The sequence below is a fragment of the Amycolatopsis speibonae genome (assembly GCF_042647925.1).
In the GTDB taxonomy this organism is placed as follows: domain Bacteria; phylum Actinomycetota; class Actinomycetes; order Mycobacteriales; family Pseudonocardiaceae; genus Amycolatopsis; species Amycolatopsis speibonae.
In genome coordinates this window covers 396,232-413,680 of the sequence record NZ_JBHRWK010000014.1, presented here as the reverse complement: position 1 = coordinate 413,680, position 17,449 = coordinate 396,232, and the positions used below count along the sequence as shown (strand labels likewise).

Sequence of the window (17,449 nt, the reverse complement as noted above, 5' to 3'; positions counted from 1 at the left end):
CGGTGCTCCCTAGTACTTCAGCAGGTTGGTGTCGTCGACCGAGGCCGAGCGCCGGGTGCGGAAGATCGCCATGATGATCGCGAGCCCCACCACGACCTCGGCGGCGGCGACGACCATCACGAAGAACGCCATCACCTGACCGTCGAGCGACCCGTTGATCCGGGCGAACGTGACCAGGGACAGGTTCGCCGCGTTCAGCATCAGCTCGATGCACATGAACACGACGATCGCGTTACGGCGCACCAGTACCCCGACCGCGCCGATGGCGAACAGCAGCGCGGACAGGAGCAGGTAGTACGTCGGGGTCATTCCTCGTCCCCTTCTTTCTTGCCGACGAGCGCGTGGGCGTCCGGGCCCGGTTCCGAGCCCGACACCTGCTTGCGCTCGTTTTCCAGCCGCGAGGCCGAAGTCGACTCGATGATGTCCGAGAGCGACTCCGGGGCGATCGAACCGTCCGGCAGCAGCGCGGGGGTGGCGACCGAGTTGGCCGTCGCGAAGACACCCGGGCCGGGCAGCGGCGAAGGCCGGTCGTGTTTGCCGGTGAACCGGTCGACGACGAGTTCCTTCTGCGACTTCTTGCCGCCCTTGGCGTGCCTGTCGGTGAAGGCGAGCACCATCGCGCCGAGCGCGGCGGTGATCAGCAGCGCCGAGGTGAGCTCGAACGGGAACAGGTACTTGGTGAAGATCAGCCGTCCCAGCCCGCCGGGGCCGCCGCCGTCGAGGTTCGCCGGGTCTCGCGGCAGCGCCGGGGTGACGTTGGCCAGCGCGCGGGCGAGACCCGCGGCGAGCAGCCCGCCGGTACCGATGCCGAGCAGCGTCGCCATGACCCGCTGCCCGCGCAGGACTTCGACGACCGAATCCGAGCTCTCCCGGCCGACCAGCATCAGCACGAACAGGAACAGCATCATGATCGCGCCGGTGTAGACGATGATCTGCGTGAAGCCGAGGAACGGCGCCTGCTGGATCATGTACAGCGCGCCGAGGCACAGCATCGTGAGGACCAGCCACAACGCCGAGTGCACGGCGTTGCGGGAGAAGATCATGCCGAGCCCGCCGAGCAGCGCGAGCGGGCCGAGCACCCAGAACGCGATGGTCTCGCCGGTGGTGATCCCGGCGGAGACGTCCGGCGCCTGGGCGAGGAGAGCCGTGATCACTTGACGGCCTCCGTCGATTCGACGGGCTTCTGACGCGCGAGCTCAGGGCCGTTGACGTAGTAGTCCTGCTCGTTCTCGCCCAGCCGCATCGGATGCGGCGGCTGCTCCATACCGGACAGCAGCGGCGCGAGGAGGTCTTCCTTGGTGTAGATCAACCGCTGCCGGTCGTCGTCGGCCAGCTCGTAGAAGTTGATCATCGTCAGGGACCGGGTCGGGCAGGCCTCGACGCACAACCCGCAGCCGATGCAGCGCAGGTAGTTGATCTGGTAGTCGGCGCCGTACCGCTCACCGGGCGAGAAACGTGCCTCTTCGGTGTTGTCGCCGCCTTCGACGAAGATCGCGTCCGCCGGGCAGGCCCACGCGCACAGCTCGCAGCCGACGCATTTCTCCAGCCCGTCCGGATGCCGGTTGAGCTGGTGCCTGCCGTGGTAGCGCGGGGCCGCGGGGGCGCCCGCCTCCGGGTACTCCTCGGTGGCGACCTTCTTGAACATCATGCCGAAGGTGACACCGAAACCCTTGATGGGATCAAGAATCCCCATCGCCGGCCTCCCTTCCACTGGAAACCGCCGCGGGCTTGCGCTTGGCAGCCCGGGCTTCGGCCTTCGCGAGGGCCTTCTGACGCGGAGTGTGCTCCGGGACCTGCAGGTCGAGCGGCGGTACGGGGAACCCGCCGCCGGTCACCGGGACGTAGTCGTCGTCCGGGACCTTCTTGTCCGGCAGCAGCAGGCTCAGGATGACGACGACGAGGATGAGCGCGCCGCCGCCGATGAGGATCTGCGGGGTGGACAGCCCGCCCGAGTTCTTGATCGCGCGGACCGTGACGATCACGACGATCCAGACCAGGTTGACCGGGACCAGGACCTTCCAGCCCAGCCGCATGAACTGGTCGTACCGCAGCCGCGGCAGCGTGCCGCGCAGCCAGATGAAGCCGAACAGCAGGATGAACAGCTTCGCGGTGAACCACAGCAGCGGGAGCCAGCCCTGGTTGAGCGCGTGGTCCGCGCTCACGAACGGGAACTTCCAGCCACCGAGGAACAACGTGGTCGCGAACGCCGAGACGATCACCATGTTGACGTACTCGGCGAGGAAGAACATCGCGAACTTCATCGAGCTGTACTCGGTGTGGAAACCGCCGACCAGCTCGGATTCGGCCTCGGGGAGGTCGAACGGGGCGCGGTTGGTCTCACCGACCATGGAGATCAGGTAGATCACGAAACTCGGCAGGAGCAGGTAGAAGTACCAGCCGCCCTGCTGCGAGTCGACGATCTGCGAGGTCGACATCGAACCCGAGTAGAGGATCACGCCCACGATGGACAGGCCCATCGCGATCTCGTAGGAGATCACCTGCGCCGCGCTTCGCAGTCCGCCGAGCAGCGGGTACGGCGAACCGGAAGACCAGCCGGCCAGCACCAGGCCGTACACGCCGATCGAGGAGCAGGCCAGGATCACCAGCACGCCGACCGGCAGGTCGACCAGCTGGAGCACGGTCCGCTCGCCGAAGATCGAGACCACCGGGCCGAACGGGATCGCCGCCAGCGCGATCAGCGCCGGCACCGCGGAGATCACCGGCGCGAGGAAGTACACCTTGCGGTCGGCGGTGTCCGGGATGATCTGTTCCTTGAACGGCAGCTTGATCGCGTCCGCGAGGGACTGCAGGTAGCCGCCGGGACCGACCCGGTTCGGGCCGGGACGGTTCTGCATCCGGCCGACGGCCTTGCGCTCCCAGACGATCAGGAAGATCGTCAGGATCGGGCCGATCAGCAGGATGACGACCGTCTTGAGCAGGACCAGCCACAACGGGTCGTCCGCCAGCAGCGCCGCCCGCTCGGCGGCGTCCGGCATCTGGCTGAGCAACGGAGTCACTTCTCACCTCCGGTGAGCGAAACGGCCGAACCGTGGCCCGCGCCCAGGGAGGCGCGGACGGCCGAGCCGTCGGAGTTGCCCGGGAGCCACACGACGCCGTCCGGCAGGTCCGCGACCTCGATCGGCAGCGTGATGGAGCCGCGTTCGGTGGAGACCTTCACGGTGGCGCCCAAACCTTCGGCGGTCTTCGCCGAGAGCTTGGCGACGACCTCGCGCTGGGTGCCCTTGAGGTGCGGCTCGTCGTCCTGCAGCGAACCGTTGTCGATCAGCTGCCGCCAGGTGGCGAGGAGGACCTTGCCTTCCTCGGGTTCCGCGCGTGAGATGAATGGGGCTTTCATCTCAAATTTCGCGATGAAAGTCCCATTCATCTCAACGGGGAGCTTCGCCAGATCGGCGGCCGCGGCGGCCGGGGTCTGGGTGAACAGGTCGGCGTCCATCTCGACGGCGAGGGTGTCGAGCACCCGGCAGTCCGGCAGGGCGCCGGTGCCTTCGAGGGTGACGGCGAACTCGCGGCGGCGGCCTTCCCAGTTCAGGTAGGTGCCCGACTTCTCGACCGCCGGGGCGATCGGGAGGACGACGTCCGCGTGCTCGGTGACCGCGCTGTGCCGCAGTTCCAGGCTGACGACGAACTTCGCGTTTTCGAGCGCGCGGCGGGCGAGATCCGGGTCCGGCAGGTCGTCCGGGTCGACGCCGCCGACGAGCAGGCCGTCGAGGTCGTTGCCGGAAACGGCCTTGAGGATCGCGGTGGTGTCGCGCCCCGCGGTGGCGGGAAGCTCGACGCCCCAAGCCTTTTCGACCTCGGCGCGAGCCGCCGCGTCGGTGACCGAACGGCCACCGGGCAGCAGCGTCGGCGCCGCGCCCGCCGCCAGGGCACCGCGCTCACCCGCGCGACGCGGGATCCACGCGAGCCGGGCGCCGGTGCGCTCCACCAGCCGGTGCAGGGCCGAGAACAGGCCGGGGACCTCGGCGGCACGCTCGCCGACGAGGATCACGGCGCCGTCACCTGACAAGTGTTCGTCCAGATCGCGTGCGTGCTGCGCGATACCGTCGATCGCGGCGGCCTCGCTGCCCGGCGCGCACGCCAGCAGCTCACCGAAGGTCTTGCGGACCGAGGACGTGGTCCACTGTCCCAAGTGGACGACACGGGTGCGGTTCTTGCGGGCCGCCTTGCGCAGCCGCAGGAACACGATCGGCGCCTCGTCCTCCGGCTCGAAAGCGACGCACAGCACCGTGCGCGCCCGCTCGATCTCGCCGAAGGTGACGCCGCTTTCCGGCGTCGTCCCGACCACGTGCGACGCGAGGAAGTTCAGTTCCTCGGCCGAATGCGGGCGGGCCCGGAAGTCGATGTCGTTGGTGCCCAAGGCGATCCGCGCGAACTTCGAGTACGCGTAGGCGTCCTCGACGGTCAACCTGCCACCGGTCAGCACCGCGGCGCCCTTGCCGTCACGTGCCTTGGCCAGCCCCTCGGCGGCCGCGCGCAGCGCGTCGGTCCAGGAAGCCTCTTCCAGCACGCCGTCGGCGTTGCGGACCAGCGGACGGCGGATGCGGTCGTCGGCGGTGGCGTAGCGGAAGGCGAACCGGCCCTTGTCGCAAAGCCACTCTTCGTTGACCTCGGGGTCGTCGCCCGCGAGCTTCCGCATGACCTTGCCGCGGCGGAAGTCGGTCCGCTCGGCGCAGCCGGACGAGCAGTGCTCGCACACGCTCGGCGCGGACACCAGGTCGAACGGCCGCGAGCGGAACCGGTACGCGGCCGACGTCAGCGCGCCGACCGGGCAGATCTGGATGACGTTGCCGGAGAAGTACGACTGGAACGGCTGGCCGGACGTGGTCCGGGAAGCGAGGTCCAGCACGTCCGCGGTCTCGGCGGTGCCGATCTGCTGGTGGGCGCCGCGTTCGAGCAGCTCGATGAACGGGTCGCCGGCGATCTCGCGGGAGAACCGGGTGCAGCGCTGGCAGAGCACGCAGCGCTCCCGGTCCAGCAGCACCTGCGAGGAGATCGGCAGCGGCTTCGCGAACGTCCGCTTCGTGTCGACGAAACGGGATTCCGCGCGGCCGTGCGCGAGCGCCTGGTTCTGCAGCGGGCATTCGCCGCCCTTGTCGCAGATCGGGCAGTCCAGCGGGTGGTTGATGAGCAGCAGCTCCATCACACCCTGCTGGGCCTTGTCCGCGACGGCCGAGGTCAGCTGGGTCTTCACGACCATGCCGTCGGCGACCGTCATGGTGCACGAAGCCTGCGGCTTCGGCATCGGACGGCCACCCATTTCGACCTCGACCAGGCACTGGCGGCAGGCGCCCGCCGGGTCGAGCAGCGGGTGGTCGCAGAACCGCGGGATGACCGTGCCGAGCCGTTCGGCGGTGCGGATCAGCAGCTCGCCCTTGGGCGCGATGACCGTTTCACCGTCGATGACCAGCTTGACGTGGCCCTCGGGGACCGGAGTCTCCTCCGCGGCCGTCCCGGGCTTGTCGGGTGCGATCGTCATGCCTGCGCCCCCACCAATTCGCGCTTGTTGGTTTCACACAACGCCAGGAACTCGTCCCGGAAGTACTTGATCCCGCTCTGGATCGGCGAGACCGCGCCGTCGCCCAGCGCGCAGAACGAACGGCCGAGGATGTTGTCGCAGACGTCGAGCAAGGTGTCGATGTCCTCCTCGGTGCCGTGCCCCTCGACCATGCGCTCCAGGATCTGCGCCAGCCAGTACGTGCCCTCGCGGCACGGTGTGCACTTGCCGCAGGACTCGTGCTCGTAGAACTGCGTCCACTTCATCACGGCCCACGGCACGGAAACGGTCTCGTTGAAGACCTGCACGGCCGTCGTGCCCAGCATCGACCCGGCTTCGGCCGCGCCTTCGAAGTCCAGCGGAACATCGAGGTGTTCCTTGGTGAACATCGGTGTGGACGAACCACCCGGCGTCCAGAACTTCAGTGGGACGCCGTCCTTCATGCCGCCCGCCATGTCGAGCAGCTCGCGCAGCGTGGTGCCGAGCGGGCATTCGTACTGGCCGGGCTTCTCGACGTGGCCGGAGATCGAGTAGATCTTCGGGCCGGGCGACTTCTCGCGGCCCATCTGGCGGAACCAGTCCGAGCCACCGTTGATGATGTACGGCGCGCTGGCGATGGTCTCGACGTTGTTGACCGTGGTCGGCGCGGCGTAAAGCCCCGCGGCGGCCGGGAACGGCGGCTTGAGCCGCGGCTGGCCACGACGGCCTTCCAGCGAGTCGAGCAGCGCCGTCTCCTCGCCGCAGATGTACGCCCCGGCGCCCGCGTGCACGGTGATGTCGAGGTCGAATCCGGAGCCGAGGATGTCCTTGCCGAGGTAGCCCGCGTCGTAGGCCTCGCGCACGGCCGCGTTGAGACGGCGGATGCAGTGCAGCGCCTCACCGCGGACGTAGATGAAGCAGTGGTGCGAGCGCATCGCGTACGAGGCGATGACGCAGCCCTCGATCAGCGAGTGCGGGTCCGCCATCATCAGCGGGATGTCCTTGCAGGTCCCCGGCTCGCCCTCGTCGGCGTTGATGACCAGGTAGTGCGGCTTGTCCTCGTTCGGCGGCATGAAGGACCACTTGATGCCGGCCGGGAAGCCCGCGCCGCCACGGCCGCGAAGGCCGGAGTCCTTGACCAGCTGGACGATCTGCTCGGGAGTGCCCTTGAGCGCCTTGCGGATCGCGGTGTAGCCCTCGAGGGCTTCGTAGGACTGGATCGTCCACGAGTTGGGCGAAAGCCAGCGCTTCGTGAGGACCGGAGTGATCGGGTCTGCCATTACTTCTTCTCCCCGGTGTTGGAAGGCAGAGTCGGCAAGGCCACTTCCTGCATCGCGGGCGCGGTCCAGCCGCGGTCCTGCGCGACCTGAGCGCCCCGCAGGGTTTCGACGGCCTGCGAAGGACCGTCGACGTCCGTGCGGTACTGCTGCGCGTCCTCCGGGAAGAACCCGGCGAGCTGCAGTTCGGCGCCCTTGAAGCTCGTCAGCGGCGCGCCGCGCGTCGGGGCGGGCTTCTTGCCGGCCTGCAACGCGTCGACCAGCGCGACGGCCTTGTCCTCGGTCTGGTTGTCGAAGTACTCGTAGTTGACCTGGATGACCGGGGCGAGGTCACAGGCCGCGAGGCATTCGGCGTGCTCCAGCGTGATCGAGCCGGGCTCGTTCGGCGTACCCGCGGTCTCGTTGTGCCCCAACGGCTTCTCGTCGGAACCGAGATGCGTCTGGAGCTTCTTGTAGATCGCGTCGCCGCCCATGGCCGCGCACAGCGTGTTGGTGCAGACGCTCACCAGGTGCTCGCCGCACGGGCGGCGCTTGTACATGGTGTAGAACGTCGCGACCGCGCTGACCTCGGCGTCGGACAGATCCAGCCGCGCGGCACAGAAGGCGATGCCTTCCTGGCTCACGTAACCCTGCACCGACTGCACCAGGTGCAGCAACGGCAGCAGAGCCGACCGCGACTGCGGATAGCGCGAGATCAGGTCCTGCGCCTTGGCGTGGGTGTCGGCGTCGAAGATGTCTTCGGGCTTCGCGTTCTCCAGGATCCCCTCCGCCTCGGCGGGATCCGGCGCGATCGCGATCACGTCGACGTCACCACCGGCGGCGATGTGGGTCTGCTCGGCCAGGTCGGGGCCGGGCTCGGGCGTCGGTGTCGTTCCGGGCTGGGTGCTCAACGGTCCACTCCCCCCATGACGGGGTCGATCGAGGCGATGGCGGCGATGACGTCCGCCACCAGGCCGCCTTCGGCCATCGCGGGCATCGACTGCAGGTTCACGAAACTCGGTTCGCGCACGTGGACCCGCAGCGGCCTGGTGCCGCCGTCGGACACGAGGTGCACGCCGAGTTCGCCACGCGGCGACTCCACGGTCGTGTACGACTGGCCCGCCGGGACCTTGAAGCCCTCGGTGACCAGCTTGAAGTGGTGGATCAGCGATTCCATCGACTGGCCCATGATCTTGCGGACGTGTTCGAGCGAGTTGCCCAAGCCGTCGCTGCCGAGCGAGAGCTGCGCGGGCCAAGCGACCTTCTTGTCCTCGACCATGACCGGGCCCGGTTCGAGCTTCTTCAGGCACTGCTTGATGATCCGCAGGCTCTGGTGCATCTCCTCGACGCGGATCAGGTACCGCGCCCAGCAGTCCGCGTCGGTCGAGGTCGGGATGTCGAACTCGAACTCGTCGTAGCGGGAGTACGGCTCGGTCTTGCGCAGGTCCCACGGCAGACCCGCGCTGCGCAGCACCGGGCCGGTGACGCCGAGCGCGAGGCAGGCGTCGACAGGCAGGTACCCGACGCCCTTGAGCCGGTTGCGCCAGATCGGCTGGCCGGTGAAGAGCTTGTCGTACAGCGGAAGCCGCTCGTCCATCGTCTTGACGAACGCGCTGACGACCTCTTGGTAGTCGTCCGGCATGTCCTGCGCGAGGCCACCGGGGCGGATGAACGCGTGGTTCATCCGGAGACCGGTGAGGTGCTCCAGCAGGTGCAGAACCTCTTCGCGCTCACGGAAGCCGAGCGTCATCGCCGTGGTCGCGCCGAGCTCCATACCGCCGGTGGCGATGTAGACCAGGTGCGAACCGATGCGGTTGATCTCCAGCAGCATCACGCGCAGCAGTTCGGCGCGGCGCGGGGCCTGGATGCCGAGCAGCTTCTCGACGCCGAGGCAGTACGAGAGTTCGGTGGAGAGCGGCGCGAGGTAGTCCATGCGCGTCACGAAGGTGACGCCCTGGGTCCACGTGCGGTACTCGCAGTTCTTCTCGATCCCGGTGTGCAGGTAGCCGATGACCGAACGGAGCTGGGTGACGGTCTCGCCCTCCATCTCCAGCACGAGCCGGAGCACGCCGTGCGTCGACGGGTGCTGCGGGCCCATGTTGATGACCATGCGCTCGTCGTGGCGGGAGTCCTCGATGAGGTCTTCCCAGTCACCGCCGGAGACGGTGTAGACGCGGCCTTCGGTGGTGTCCCGGGAATCGGCCTCGGGAACTTCCGTCTCTTGGAATTCGGTGCTCACGAGTACGACCTCCGCTGGTCCGGCGGCGGGATCTCCGCGCCCTTGTATTCGACCGGGATCCCGCCGAGCGGGTAGTCCTTGCGCTGGGGGTGGCCGTCCCAGTCGTCCGGCATGAGGATGCGGGTGAGCGCGGGGTGCCCGTCGTAGACGATGCCGAACATGTCCCAGGTCTCCCGCTCCTGCCAGTCGGCGGTCGGGTAGAGCCCGACCAGCGACGGGACGTGCGGGTCCTCGATGTCGAGCGTGACTTCCAGCCGGATGCGACGGCGGTAGGTCATCGACGTGAGGTGGTAGACCGAGTGCAGGCGCTGCGGGACGTCGACGCCGTAGTCCACGCCGGACACCGAGCTGAGCAGCTCGAACCGGAGACCGGTGTCGTCGCGCAGGGTCCTGGCGATCTCGACGAGGTGCTCGCGGGCGACGTAGAAGGTGATCTCGCCGTGGGCGACCGTGGTCTGCAGGACCGCGCCGGCAGGGATCTTGTTGTCCGCCAAGGCCGCGTAGAACTCGTCGGCGAATTCGTCGAACCAGCCGCCGTACGGGCGCTCCGCCGGGGGCGGGTTGTACGCGGGGAGGCGGACGCCGCCGTAGCCGGAGGTGTCACCGGTGCCGCGCACGCCGAACATGCCCTGGCGCTCTTTACCGGTGACGACAGGTTCGGCCGGACGGGCACCCTGCGGTTCGAGACCGCCTTCGGGCCGGTCGGCGCTGGACTGCTCGCCGCCGGTCTCGGGGACTTCGGGGGTGTTTTCTTCGGGCACGTCGCTCACTTCTTCGCGTACTTGATCGAGGAGGCGATCAGCTCGGTGCGCTCACCGCTGGCGGCACGGATCGCGGCCCGGCGGGCGTTGATCGGCTCGTCCTGGATCTTGGCGTGCAGCTTCAAAATCGCGTCGAGCAGCATCTCGGGGCGCGGCGGGCAGCCGGGGAGGTACATGTCGACCGGGACGATGTGGTCGACGCCCTGCACCACGGCGTAGTTGTTGAACATCCCGCCGGACGAGGCGCAGACGCCCATCGCCAGCACCCACTTGGGCTCGGCCATCTGGTCGTAGATCTGGCGGAGCACCGGCGCCATCTTCTGCGTGACGCGGCCCGCGACGATCATCAGGTCCGCCTGGCGCGGCGTCGCGCTGAAGCGCTCCATGCCGAAGCGGGCGATGTCGTAGCGGGAACCGCCGACGGTCATCATCTCGATCGCGCAGCAGGCGAGACCGAAGGTGGCGGGCCACATCGAGTTCTTGCGGGCCCAGTTCACCAGGCCTTCAAGACTGGCCAGCAGGATGCCGTTGGGGAGTTTTTCTTCGAGGCCCATGCTTCTCTAGTTCCAATCCAGGCCGCCGCGACGCCACACGTAGGCGTACGCGAAACCGACCGTCGCGATGAACAGCACGATCTCCACCAGGCCGAACATGCCCAGCGCGTCCGCGGAGACCGCGAACGGGTAGAGGAAGACCATCTCGATGTCGAACAGGATGAACAGCATCGCGGTGATGTAGTACGCGATGGGCATCCGGCCGCCGCCGACGACCGGCTGCGGCGACGGTTCGATACCGCATTCGTAGGCCGCGAGCTTCGCCTTGTTCGGCCGGCTCGGGCCCACCAGCGGGCCGAGCAGCACCGAAAGCACCGCGAATCCGAGAGCGAGAACGAAAAGCAGGACCAGGGGGAGGTACATGTCCAGGTTGGGCACTGTGGGAGTACCGGCCTGGGCCAGCACGGGCAACATCAGCACGGGGTTTTCGCCATCCTTTCCGCGCCGCTGCGGTTTTCGAGTCGGGGTTCACCGCTTCCCTCGGTCGGCACCCTAAGTCACCTGGGTCACACCTCCGAGGGTTAGGCGACCCTTACGGGCCGTGCATGACGGCCCCCTTGCTTGTGAAATAGTTCACAAGCCTCCCGTCGAGGATGTGAAGCGATTCACAAAGCATGGGGGGAGTGTAGGACGTGACTCACATTCTTGTCCCTAGGCCCCGTGCTATAAGGCTGCCCTAACTTGGCCGCACGGCCAGTACGGTTTCTTCCCGCGTGCGGTACCGGTGACCTGCGACGTCGTTCTCAAGATCGAGTCGAGGAGTCCGTTTGACCACGTTTGTCCTGTGACCGATACCACTGCTCGGCGTACCCGTGACTGGTCCAGACGTGTGGAGATGAAGGGGACTTTCCCCGCGTCAGACGGGGTGAAAGGAGCCTTCACCGCATGCGATGCGGGCATGGCGTCCTTCGCGAAGCGAGGGGGTCGGGGGGCGGGTGGGCGTGAGTCGGGTTGGCCGTGACCGTCGGCCCCTCCCAAAGCGCGTGCGTCAGCGCGGGGTGGGGGTGGCGCGTGCCAGAGCGGCGATGAGGCGGTCGACGCCGTCCCCGCCCTTGGCGTCGTAGCAACCCGAGAGTCCCTTGTAGACCAACGGAAGGATCGCGTTGATCCGCAGCCCGTACTTCGTCGCGGCATGCATGACCTTCGGCTTCCCGATCAGCTTCGCGAACACGTTGCCGAGCCGGTAGTAGCCGCCCATCAGCTCCCCGACGGCGCGCGGGTAACCCTCCAGCGCGCGCTCCCGGGACGGCCCCTCACGACGGGCCAAGGCCTGCACGACGAACTCCGACGCCAGCTGCGCGGACTCCATCGCGGCCGAGATGCCCTCGCCGTTGAACGGGCTGACCATGCCGCCCGCGTCGCCGAGCAGCAGCAGGCCGTCGCGGTAGTGCGGGGTGCGGTTGAAGCCCATCGGGAGACCGGCGCCGCCGACCTTGCCGACGGCGTTCTCCTCGCGGTAGCCCCATTCCTCGGGCGTCCCGTCGAGCCACTGGCGCAGCAGCGCGCGGTAGTCGGTGCTGCGGAACGCGGCCGACGTCGACAGCATGCCGAGGCCGACGTTCACCGTGCCGTCGCCCAGCGGGAAGGCCCAGCCGTAGCCGGGCAGCAGCTTCGGGTCTCGCGGGTCCGAGCGGTCCCACAGCTCCAGGTGGCCCTCGATGAACGGGTCGTCGTGACGCGGGCTCTTGTAGTACTGCCGCACCGCGACGCCCATCGGGCGCTTCTCGTTCTTCTGGATGCCGACGCTCAGCGCGAGCCGCGCCGAGACGCCGTCGCAGGCCAGGACCAGCGGAGCGCGGTAGCTCACCGGCGTCTTCTCCGGGCCGACCTTCGCCTCGACGCCGATCACGCGCCCGGTCGGGCTGGTGATCGCACCGGTGACGGTGGTGCGCTCGTAGAGCCGCGCACCCGCCTTGACCGCGGTCTTCGCGAGCAGGTCGTCGAAGTCCTGACGGGTCCGCGAGACGCCGTAGGGCGGGTAGCTCGTCAGGTCCGGCCAGTCGAGTTCCAGCGTCAGCTCGCCGGTGAGGATCCGCAGGCCGCGGCTGTGCACCCAGCCCGCGTCCTCGCTGGTGTCGATCCCCAGGTCGATGAGCTGCTTGACGCCGCGCGGGGTCAGGCCGTCGCCGCACACCTTCTCGCGCGGGAACTCGGTCTTCTCCAGCAGCAGCACGTCGACGCCCGCGCGGGCGAGGTACGTGGCGGCCGTGGAGCCGGCCGGTCCGGCACCGACGACGATGACTTCGGCGTCGTGGTCAGCATTGCGACGGGTCATGCTCACGAATCTACAGAGGGCTTTTTCGCGCGGTGGATGGCGACGACGCCGAACGTGAGGTTCAGCCACTCCACCTCGGTCCAGCCGGCGCTCGCGATGATCTCGCCCAGCGTCCGCTGATCCGGCCACGCCAGCATGGATTCGGCCAGGTAGGAGTAGGCCTCGGGGTTCGTCGAGGTCCGGCTGCCGACCCAGGTGAGCAGCTTCAGGACGAACTTCCGGTGCACGAACCGGATCGGCGGGAATGTGGGCGTCGACACCTCGCAGATCACCAGGCGCCCGCCCGGTTTGACCACCCGCGCGATCTCGGTGAGCGCGGCCTTGGTGTCGACGAAGTTCCGCAGCGCGAGCGAGATGGTCACCGCGTCGAAGCTTCCGTCGGCGAACGGCAGCTTCAACGCGTCGGCGGCCACCATCGGGACGCCGCGATGCCTGCCCGCCTTGAGCATGCCGACCGAGAAGTCCGCGGCGAGGCACCAGGCTCCGTTGCGCGCGTACTCGACGGTGGACACGCCGGTGCCCGCCGCGAGGTCCAGCACCTTCTCGCCGCTCTTGGCGTCCAGCACCCGCGCGGTGATGGTGCGCCAACGGCGGTCGAAGCCGAAGGTCATGAACGAATTCGCGCGGTCGTAGCCGTCCGCGACGTCGTCGAACATGGCGGCGACTTCGTGCGGATCCTTGTCAAGACTCGCTCGGGACATGCCCGAACCCTAACTCGCCTCCGCTGAGACACTTCGGCCAAGCGGGAGCAAAGCGACGCCCCGTAGGTTCACCTGGTCCGGTGAAGCAACGCAGGGGCCCGGTGCGCACCGGCCCCCGCGACCTCGCCGGCGAGGATCCTCCGCTCCAGCAACCGCAGTTCCGGCCCCGGTTCGAGGCCGAGCTGATCGACCGAGACCCGGCGCGCACGCCGGTACGCCGCCAGCGCGTCGGACGTGCGCCCGGCTCGCCAAAGGGCGTCCATCAGGAGGTACTGGGCACGCTGCCGCAACGGCTGCCGACGCACCAGATCCGCCAGCTCGACGGCGGCGCTCGCGTGCCGCCCGAGGTCCAGTTCGGCCTGGTAGAGCTCTTCGAGCAAGACCAGGCGGTGCTCCGAGAGGCGCATCGTCTCGTCCGAAAGCAGCGGGACGTCCAAGCCTTCGTAGGGCGCGCCGTGCCAGTGCGTGAGAGCCTGCCGGATCAGCGAGACACGCTGCGCGGGATCCGCGGACTTCAGTGCCTGGCTCCCGAGTGTCTCGAAGGTCTCGACGTCCAGTTCGCCGGGGTGGACCTCCAGCCGGTAGCCGCCGTTGTCGAAGCCGAGCCGGTCACCTTCGGGCAGGGCTTGCCGCAGCTTGTGGACGTGCCAGTGCAGCTTCGGCACCGCGCGGGGCTCCCACCTGCTCTCCCACAGGGCCTCGGTGAGCACGTTGACCGGCACGAAGGTGTTCGCCCGGACCAGCAGCACCCCGAGGAGCGTTCTTCTCATCCGGCCGTGCAGCGGGACCGACCGCGAACCGGAAGAGATGCCGAACGTGCCGAGTACTTCGAACCTCACGTGCCGTCCTCTCGCTCGATGGCGTGAGGGGACGATGAATGCCGGTTGTACAAAGAAGATACAAATGATCAGGCCTGGGAGCGAAGCTCCTCCGTTGAGGGTGGTGGCGGGGGTATGGATGGAGATCACTTGAGTGCGGAGAGCATTCCTTCGACCGATCTCGGCCAGGCGAAATCCTCCGCTCGCGCCCGCGCCGCCGCACGCCGTGTGTCCTCGGGGCGCTCCAGCAGGCCAGTGACCGCGCCCGCGAACGCCGGGGCCTGATCGTCGACGGCCTCACCGCAGCCGGGGCGCACGATCTCCCGCAGCGCCGACGACGCCGAGACCACCACTGGCGTTCCCGAAGCGAGCGCCTCCAGCGCGGCCAGCCCGAACGTCTCGTGTGGACCGGGCGCGAGGGAGACGTCGGCGCTGGCCAGCAGGCGCGCGACGTCGCCGCGTCCGGCAAGGAAGCCGAGGAAGGTCACCGGCAGTCCGCGCGCCCGCCGTTCCAGCGCCCGCCGCCGCGGCCCGTCGCCCGCGATCACGAGCCGCACGCGGTGCCCTGCCTCGGTCAGCGCGGCGACAGTGTCCACACTGCGCTCGACGTGCTTCTCCGGCGACAGACGTCCACAGTGGACGAGCAGCGCGTCCGCGTTCCCGGACAGCGTGTGCCGCCAGCCGTCGTCACGCCGGGCCGGGGCGAACGTCGTGAGGTCGACGCCGAGCGGGACGCGCCGCACGTTCGGCGCGGCGATCCGGTCGAATTCCGCGCGGGCGAACGCCGTCGTGCAGACCACCGTGTCATAGCGCCGCGCCATCCGCCGGTTCGCGACGTCCGCGAAGCGCCGCGCGACGGGTTCCGGCATCAGGAACTGCTCCAGCAGCCTGTCCAGCCGCTCGTGCGAGATCACCATGCTGGGCACGCCGTTGCGCCGCGCCCACCCGCCCATACCGCGCAGGGTGAGCCTGTCGGACACTTCCAGCCTGTCCGGTTCGAGGCGTTTCAGCACCGTGCGGACCCGGTGCGGATCGACCGCGCGATAGCCGCCTGTTCCCGGGATCTGCGGTGCGGGAAGGGAAAACCGGCGGACTCCCGAAGGCAGCGTCTCGTCCGCGTAGCGCTGCCCCGGCACCACGAGGGTCACCTGATGGCCACTCGCCACGTAGCCGGCGCCGAGATGGTGCAGTGCCGTCCGCAGCCCGCCCGAGCGTGGCCCGTAGAAGTTGGCCAGCTGGACGATGTGCATCAGGCCGCGCGCGCGACTTTGCCCTGAACGGCTTCATAGTGGCCGACGAGTTCCCGGCAGACCGCGGGCCAGGTCCGGCCCAGGACCACTTTGCGCGCCTTCTCCCCCAGCCTGGCTCGCAACGCTTCGTCGCGCAGGTCGTTCACCTTGTCCACCATGGCCGTCGCGAACCCGGCCCGGTCGGCGGGCAGCAGGTAGCCGGTGCGGCCGGGCAGGACCAGGTCCTTCGGGCCGCCCGCGTCCGGGGCGAGCACCGGGAGCCCGGACGCCATCGCCTCCTGGATGGCCTGGCAGAACGTCTCATGCGGTCCTGTGTGGACGAAGACGTCGAGGCTCGCGTACGCGGCGGAGAGCTCTTCGCCGTACCTGGCGCCAAGGAACGCGGCTCCCGGGATCCGCTCCCGCAGCATCGGCAGCTCCGGCCCGTCGCCGACGACGACCACGCGGATCCCGTCGATCCCGGCGAGCGCGGTCAGCCGCTCGACCTCCTTTTCGGGCGCGAGCCTGCCGACGAACCCGACCAGCAGTTCGCCGTTCGGCGCCAGCTCGGCGCGCAACGCGGGATCGGCGTGGACCGGCGAGAACCGCTCGATGTCGACCCCCCGCGCCCAGCGGTGCACCCGCGGGATCCCGTGCAGCTTCAGCTGTTCCACCGAATCCGACGACGGCGCGAGCGTGCGGTCGGCCCGCGAGTGCAGGCGGCGCACCCAGCGCCAGGCCGCGCGGGCGGCGATGCCGAAGCCGTACGCGGCGGCGAAACCGGCGATGTCGGTCTGGTACACCGCGACGCACGGCACCCGCAGCCGTCGCGCCGCGGCGAGCCCACGGGCGCCGACCACGAACGGGGACGCCAGATGCACCACGTCCGGCCCGAAATCGGCCAGCGCGGTGAGCACCGTCCGGGTCGGCACGCCGACCGGGAGGGAGTTCACGCCGGGGAAGTCGAGGGCGGGAATGCGCACGACCGGGGCGCCGAGGTACTCCCCGGGGCCCGGCCCCGGAGCGATGATCAGCACGTCGTGCGCGCGGTCGCGGAGGTATTCCACGACACGGAGCACGGAGTTGGTCACGCCGTTCACCTGGGGCAGGAAACTTTCGGTGACTATCGCGACTCGCACGACGATCACTGTCGCATCCGGTTGTGACGCCCACGCCAACAAAAACGGAACAGACGACATGTCATCTCAAGGTCGTGTTCCGGAAACCAGTTTCGGCCACACTAGGCAGGCATGACCCTCCTGTCGTCAAGGCCGCCGCAACCCGTCGAGCCCGGGTTGCTGTCGAGGGCCCTCGAAGTGGCCGGGCGGCTGGCCAACGACGCGACCGACGTGATCACCGCGACCGCGGGCCGGGGCACCCAGCCCGATCTGAAGGACTCGCCCTTCGACTGGGTCACCGACACGGACCGGATCCTCGAACGCCACACCCGCCGCGTACTGACCGCGGAGTTCCCCGGCGTCCCCGTCGTCGGCGGTGAGTTCGGCGCCGACCACGGTGCCGACGTCGCCGAATACCGCTGGGTGGTCGACCCGGTCGACGGCACCGCGAACTACGTCGCCGGTGTCCCCTGGTGCGCCTACAGTCTCGCTCTGATCGACGCTTCGGGGCCGGTGGTGGGTGTGGTCGCGGACCCGTACCGCGCCCAGATCTACGCCGCCGCCCGCGGCCGCGGCGCCCGGGCGAACGGCAAGCCGATCACGCTGACCGACCGCCACGGCACCGCCGGGGCGATCGTCTGCACGGAACTCACGCGCAAGGGTGGGTGGCCGGGGATGGGCCAGTTCATCGAACAGGCCGCCGCCGCGCACGCCGGGGTCCGGGTGCTCGGCTCGGCGGCGCTGGCGATCGCGCAGGTCGCGCTGGGGCACGCGGCCGCGGCGGTGCTGCACAACTACCGCGAATGGGACGTCGCCGGCTCGGTCGCGCTGGCCATCGAGGCGGGGGCCGTGGTGCTGGACAGGCACGGCGAGGACTCGGCACTGCCGGTGGACGCGCTGCTGGTCGCGGCTCCGGGCGTGGCCGACGAGGTACTGGGGTGGTGGCAGGACTCGGTCGGCTGAGTTCCGCCTCCAAGCACGCGAGTCGCGCCTTCAATCACGCG

General features: G+C 69.0%; 17 protein-coding genes. 1 reads left to right on the top strand and 16 read right to left on the bottom strand.

The window, feature by feature from the left end:
- Positions 1-9 precede the first annotated feature (9 nt).
- From nuoK to ACFOSH_RS09950, 16 genes are all read right to left on the bottom strand, one after another.
- Entirely contained in the window at positions 10-309 is a 300-nt protein-coding gene (gene nuoK, locus ACFOSH_RS10025) for an NADH-quinone oxidoreductase subunit NuoK (RefSeq protein WP_005151882.1), read from the bottom strand.
- Positions 306-1,154 (bottom strand): NADH-quinone oxidoreductase subunit J, encoded by an 849-nt coding sequence (locus tag ACFOSH_RS10020; protein WP_378238454.1) that lies wholly within the window; start codon positions 1,152-1,154, stop codon positions 306-308. The genes nuoK and ACFOSH_RS10020 overlap by 4 nt, the downstream gene beginning before the upstream one ends.
- Positions 1,151-1,693 carry an NADH-quinone oxidoreductase subunit NuoI gene (gene nuoI, locus ACFOSH_RS10015; RefSeq protein ID WP_378238453.1) on the bottom strand — a complete coding sequence of 181 codons (543 nt, stop codon included), beginning with the start codon at positions 1,691-1,693 and terminating at the stop codon, positions 1,151-1,153. The genes ACFOSH_RS10020 and nuoI overlap by 4 nt, the downstream gene beginning before the upstream one ends.
- Positions 1,680-3,017: an NADH-quinone oxidoreductase subunit NuoH gene (gene nuoH / locus ACFOSH_RS10010; protein ID WP_378238452.1), complete on the bottom strand. Its 1,338-nt coding sequence runs from the start codon at positions 3,015-3,017 to the stop codon at positions 1,680-1,682. Before nuoH ends, nuoI begins: the two co-directional genes overlap by 14 nt.
- Complete coding sequence (locus tag ACFOSH_RS10005) at positions 3,014-5,497, bottom strand: NADH-quinone oxidoreductase subunit G (RefSeq protein WP_378238451.1); 2,484 nt, start codon at positions 5,495-5,497, stop codon at positions 3,014-3,016. Before ACFOSH_RS10005 ends, nuoH begins: the two co-directional genes overlap by 4 nt.
- Positions 5,494-6,774: an NADH-quinone oxidoreductase subunit NuoF gene (gene nuoF / locus ACFOSH_RS10000; protein ID WP_378238450.1), complete on the bottom strand. Its 1,281-nt coding sequence runs from the start codon at positions 6,772-6,774 to the stop codon at positions 5,494-5,496. The genes ACFOSH_RS10005 and nuoF overlap by 4 nt, the downstream gene beginning before the upstream one ends.
- Positions 6,774-7,661 carry an NADH-quinone oxidoreductase subunit NuoE gene (nuoE, locus tag ACFOSH_RS09995; protein WP_378238449.1) on the bottom strand — a complete coding sequence of 296 codons (888 nt, stop codon included), beginning with the start codon at positions 7,659-7,661 and terminating at the stop codon, positions 6,774-6,776. The genes nuoF and nuoE overlap by 1 nt, the downstream gene beginning before the upstream one ends.
- Complete coding sequence (locus ACFOSH_RS09990) at positions 7,658-8,989, bottom strand: NADH-quinone oxidoreductase subunit D (protein WP_378238448.1); 1,332 nt, start codon at positions 8,987-8,989, stop codon at positions 7,658-7,660. The genes nuoE and ACFOSH_RS09990 overlap by 4 nt, the downstream gene beginning before the upstream one ends.
- A complete protein-coding gene (locus ACFOSH_RS09985; protein ID WP_378238447.1) occupies positions 8,986-9,750 on the bottom strand; it encodes an NADH-quinone oxidoreductase subunit C in 765 nt (254 codons plus the stop codon). The genes ACFOSH_RS09990 and ACFOSH_RS09985 overlap by 4 nt, the downstream gene beginning before the upstream one ends.
- Positions 9,751-9,755: 5 nt before the next feature.
- Positions 9,756-10,304, bottom strand: coding sequence for a NuoB/complex I 20 kDa subunit family protein (locus ACFOSH_RS09980; protein ID WP_005151847.1), 549 nt, complete (start codon positions 10,302-10,304; stop codon positions 9,756-9,758).
- Positions 10,305-10,310: 6 nt separating this feature from the next.
- The gene (locus tag ACFOSH_RS09975) at positions 10,311-10,718 is read right to left on the bottom strand and encodes an NADH-quinone oxidoreductase subunit A (protein WP_378238819.1); all 408 of its coding nucleotides are present in this window, start codon (positions 10,716-10,718) and stop codon (positions 10,311-10,313) included.
- Positions 10,719-11,292: 574 nt separating this feature from the next.
- Entirely contained in the window at positions 11,293-12,579 is a 1,287-nt protein-coding gene (locus ACFOSH_RS09970; protein ID WP_378238446.1) for a geranylgeranyl reductase family protein, read from the bottom strand.
- Positions 12,580-12,581: 2 nt separating this feature from the next.
- Positions 12,582-13,280, bottom strand: a complete 699-nt coding sequence (locus ACFOSH_RS09965; protein ID WP_378238445.1) for a demethylmenaquinone methyltransferase — start codon at positions 13,278-13,280, stop codon at positions 12,582-12,584.
- Between the two features lie 68 nt (positions 13,281-13,348).
- Positions 13,349-14,119, bottom strand: coding sequence for an AfsR/SARP family transcriptional regulator (locus ACFOSH_RS09960; RefSeq protein WP_378238444.1), 771 nt, complete (start codon positions 14,117-14,119; stop codon positions 13,349-13,351).
- A gap of 125 nt (positions 14,120-14,244) precedes the next feature.
- Positions 14,245-15,348, bottom strand: coding sequence for a glycosyltransferase family 4 protein (locus tag ACFOSH_RS09955; RefSeq protein ID WP_378238443.1), 1,104 nt, complete (start codon positions 15,346-15,348; stop codon positions 14,245-14,247).
- Positions 15,348-16,466: a glycosyltransferase family 4 protein gene (locus ACFOSH_RS09950; RefSeq protein WP_378238442.1), complete on the bottom strand. Its 1,119-nt coding sequence runs from the start codon at positions 16,464-16,466 to the stop codon at positions 15,348-15,350. The genes ACFOSH_RS09955 and ACFOSH_RS09950 overlap by 1 nt, the downstream gene beginning before the upstream one ends.
- Before the next feature lie 111 nt (positions 16,467-16,577).
- Here ACFOSH_RS09950 and ACFOSH_RS09945 point away from each other — a divergent pair, with 111 nt between their 5' ends.
- Positions 16,578-17,408 carry an inositol monophosphatase family protein gene (locus tag ACFOSH_RS09945; protein WP_378238441.1) on the top strand — a complete coding sequence of 277 codons (831 nt, stop codon included), beginning with the start codon at positions 16,578-16,580 and terminating at the stop codon, positions 17,406-17,408.
- Positions 17,409-17,449 lie beyond the last annotated feature (41 nt).

Excerpts from the sequence above, each read along its gene's own strand:
- nuoK (WP_005151882.1), bottom strand. The coding sequence starts at position 309 with ATGACCCCGACGTACTACCTGCTCCTGTCCGCGCTGCTGTTCGCCATC.
- nuoI (WP_378238453.1), bottom strand. The coding sequence starts at position 1,693 with ATGGGGATTCTTGATCCCATCAAGGGTTTCGGTGTCACCTTCGGCATG.
- ACFOSH_RS10005 (WP_378238451.1), bottom strand. The coding sequence starts at position 5,497 with ATGACGATCGCACCCGACAAGCCCGGGACGGCCGCGGAGGAGACTCCG.
- nuoF (WP_378238450.1), bottom strand. The coding sequence starts at position 6,774 with ATGGCAGACCCGATCACTCCGGTCCTCACGAAGCGCTGGCTTTCGCCC.
- ACFOSH_RS09980 (WP_005151847.1), bottom strand. The coding sequence starts at position 10,304 with ATGGGCCTCGAAGAAAAACTCCCCAACGGCATCCTGCTGGCCAGTCTT.
- ACFOSH_RS09975 (WP_378238819.1), bottom strand. The coding sequence starts at position 10,718 with ATGTTGCCCGTGCTGGCCCAGGCCGGTACTCCCACAGTGCCCAACCTG.
- ACFOSH_RS09970 (WP_378238446.1), bottom strand. The coding sequence starts at position 12,579 with ATGACCCGTCGCAATGCTGACCACGACGCCGAAGTCATCGTCGTCGGT.
- ACFOSH_RS09965 (WP_378238445.1), bottom strand. The coding sequence starts at position 13,280 with ATGTCCCGAGCGAGTCTTGACAAGGATCCGCACGAAGTCGCCGCCATG.
- ACFOSH_RS09955 (WP_378238443.1), bottom strand. The coding sequence starts at position 15,348 with ATGCACATCGTCCAGCTGGCCAACTTCTACGGGCCACGCTCGGGCGGG.
- ACFOSH_RS09945 (WP_378238441.1), top strand. The coding sequence starts at position 16,578 with ATGACCCTCCTGTCGTCAAGGCCGCCGCAACCCGTCGAGCCCGGGTTG.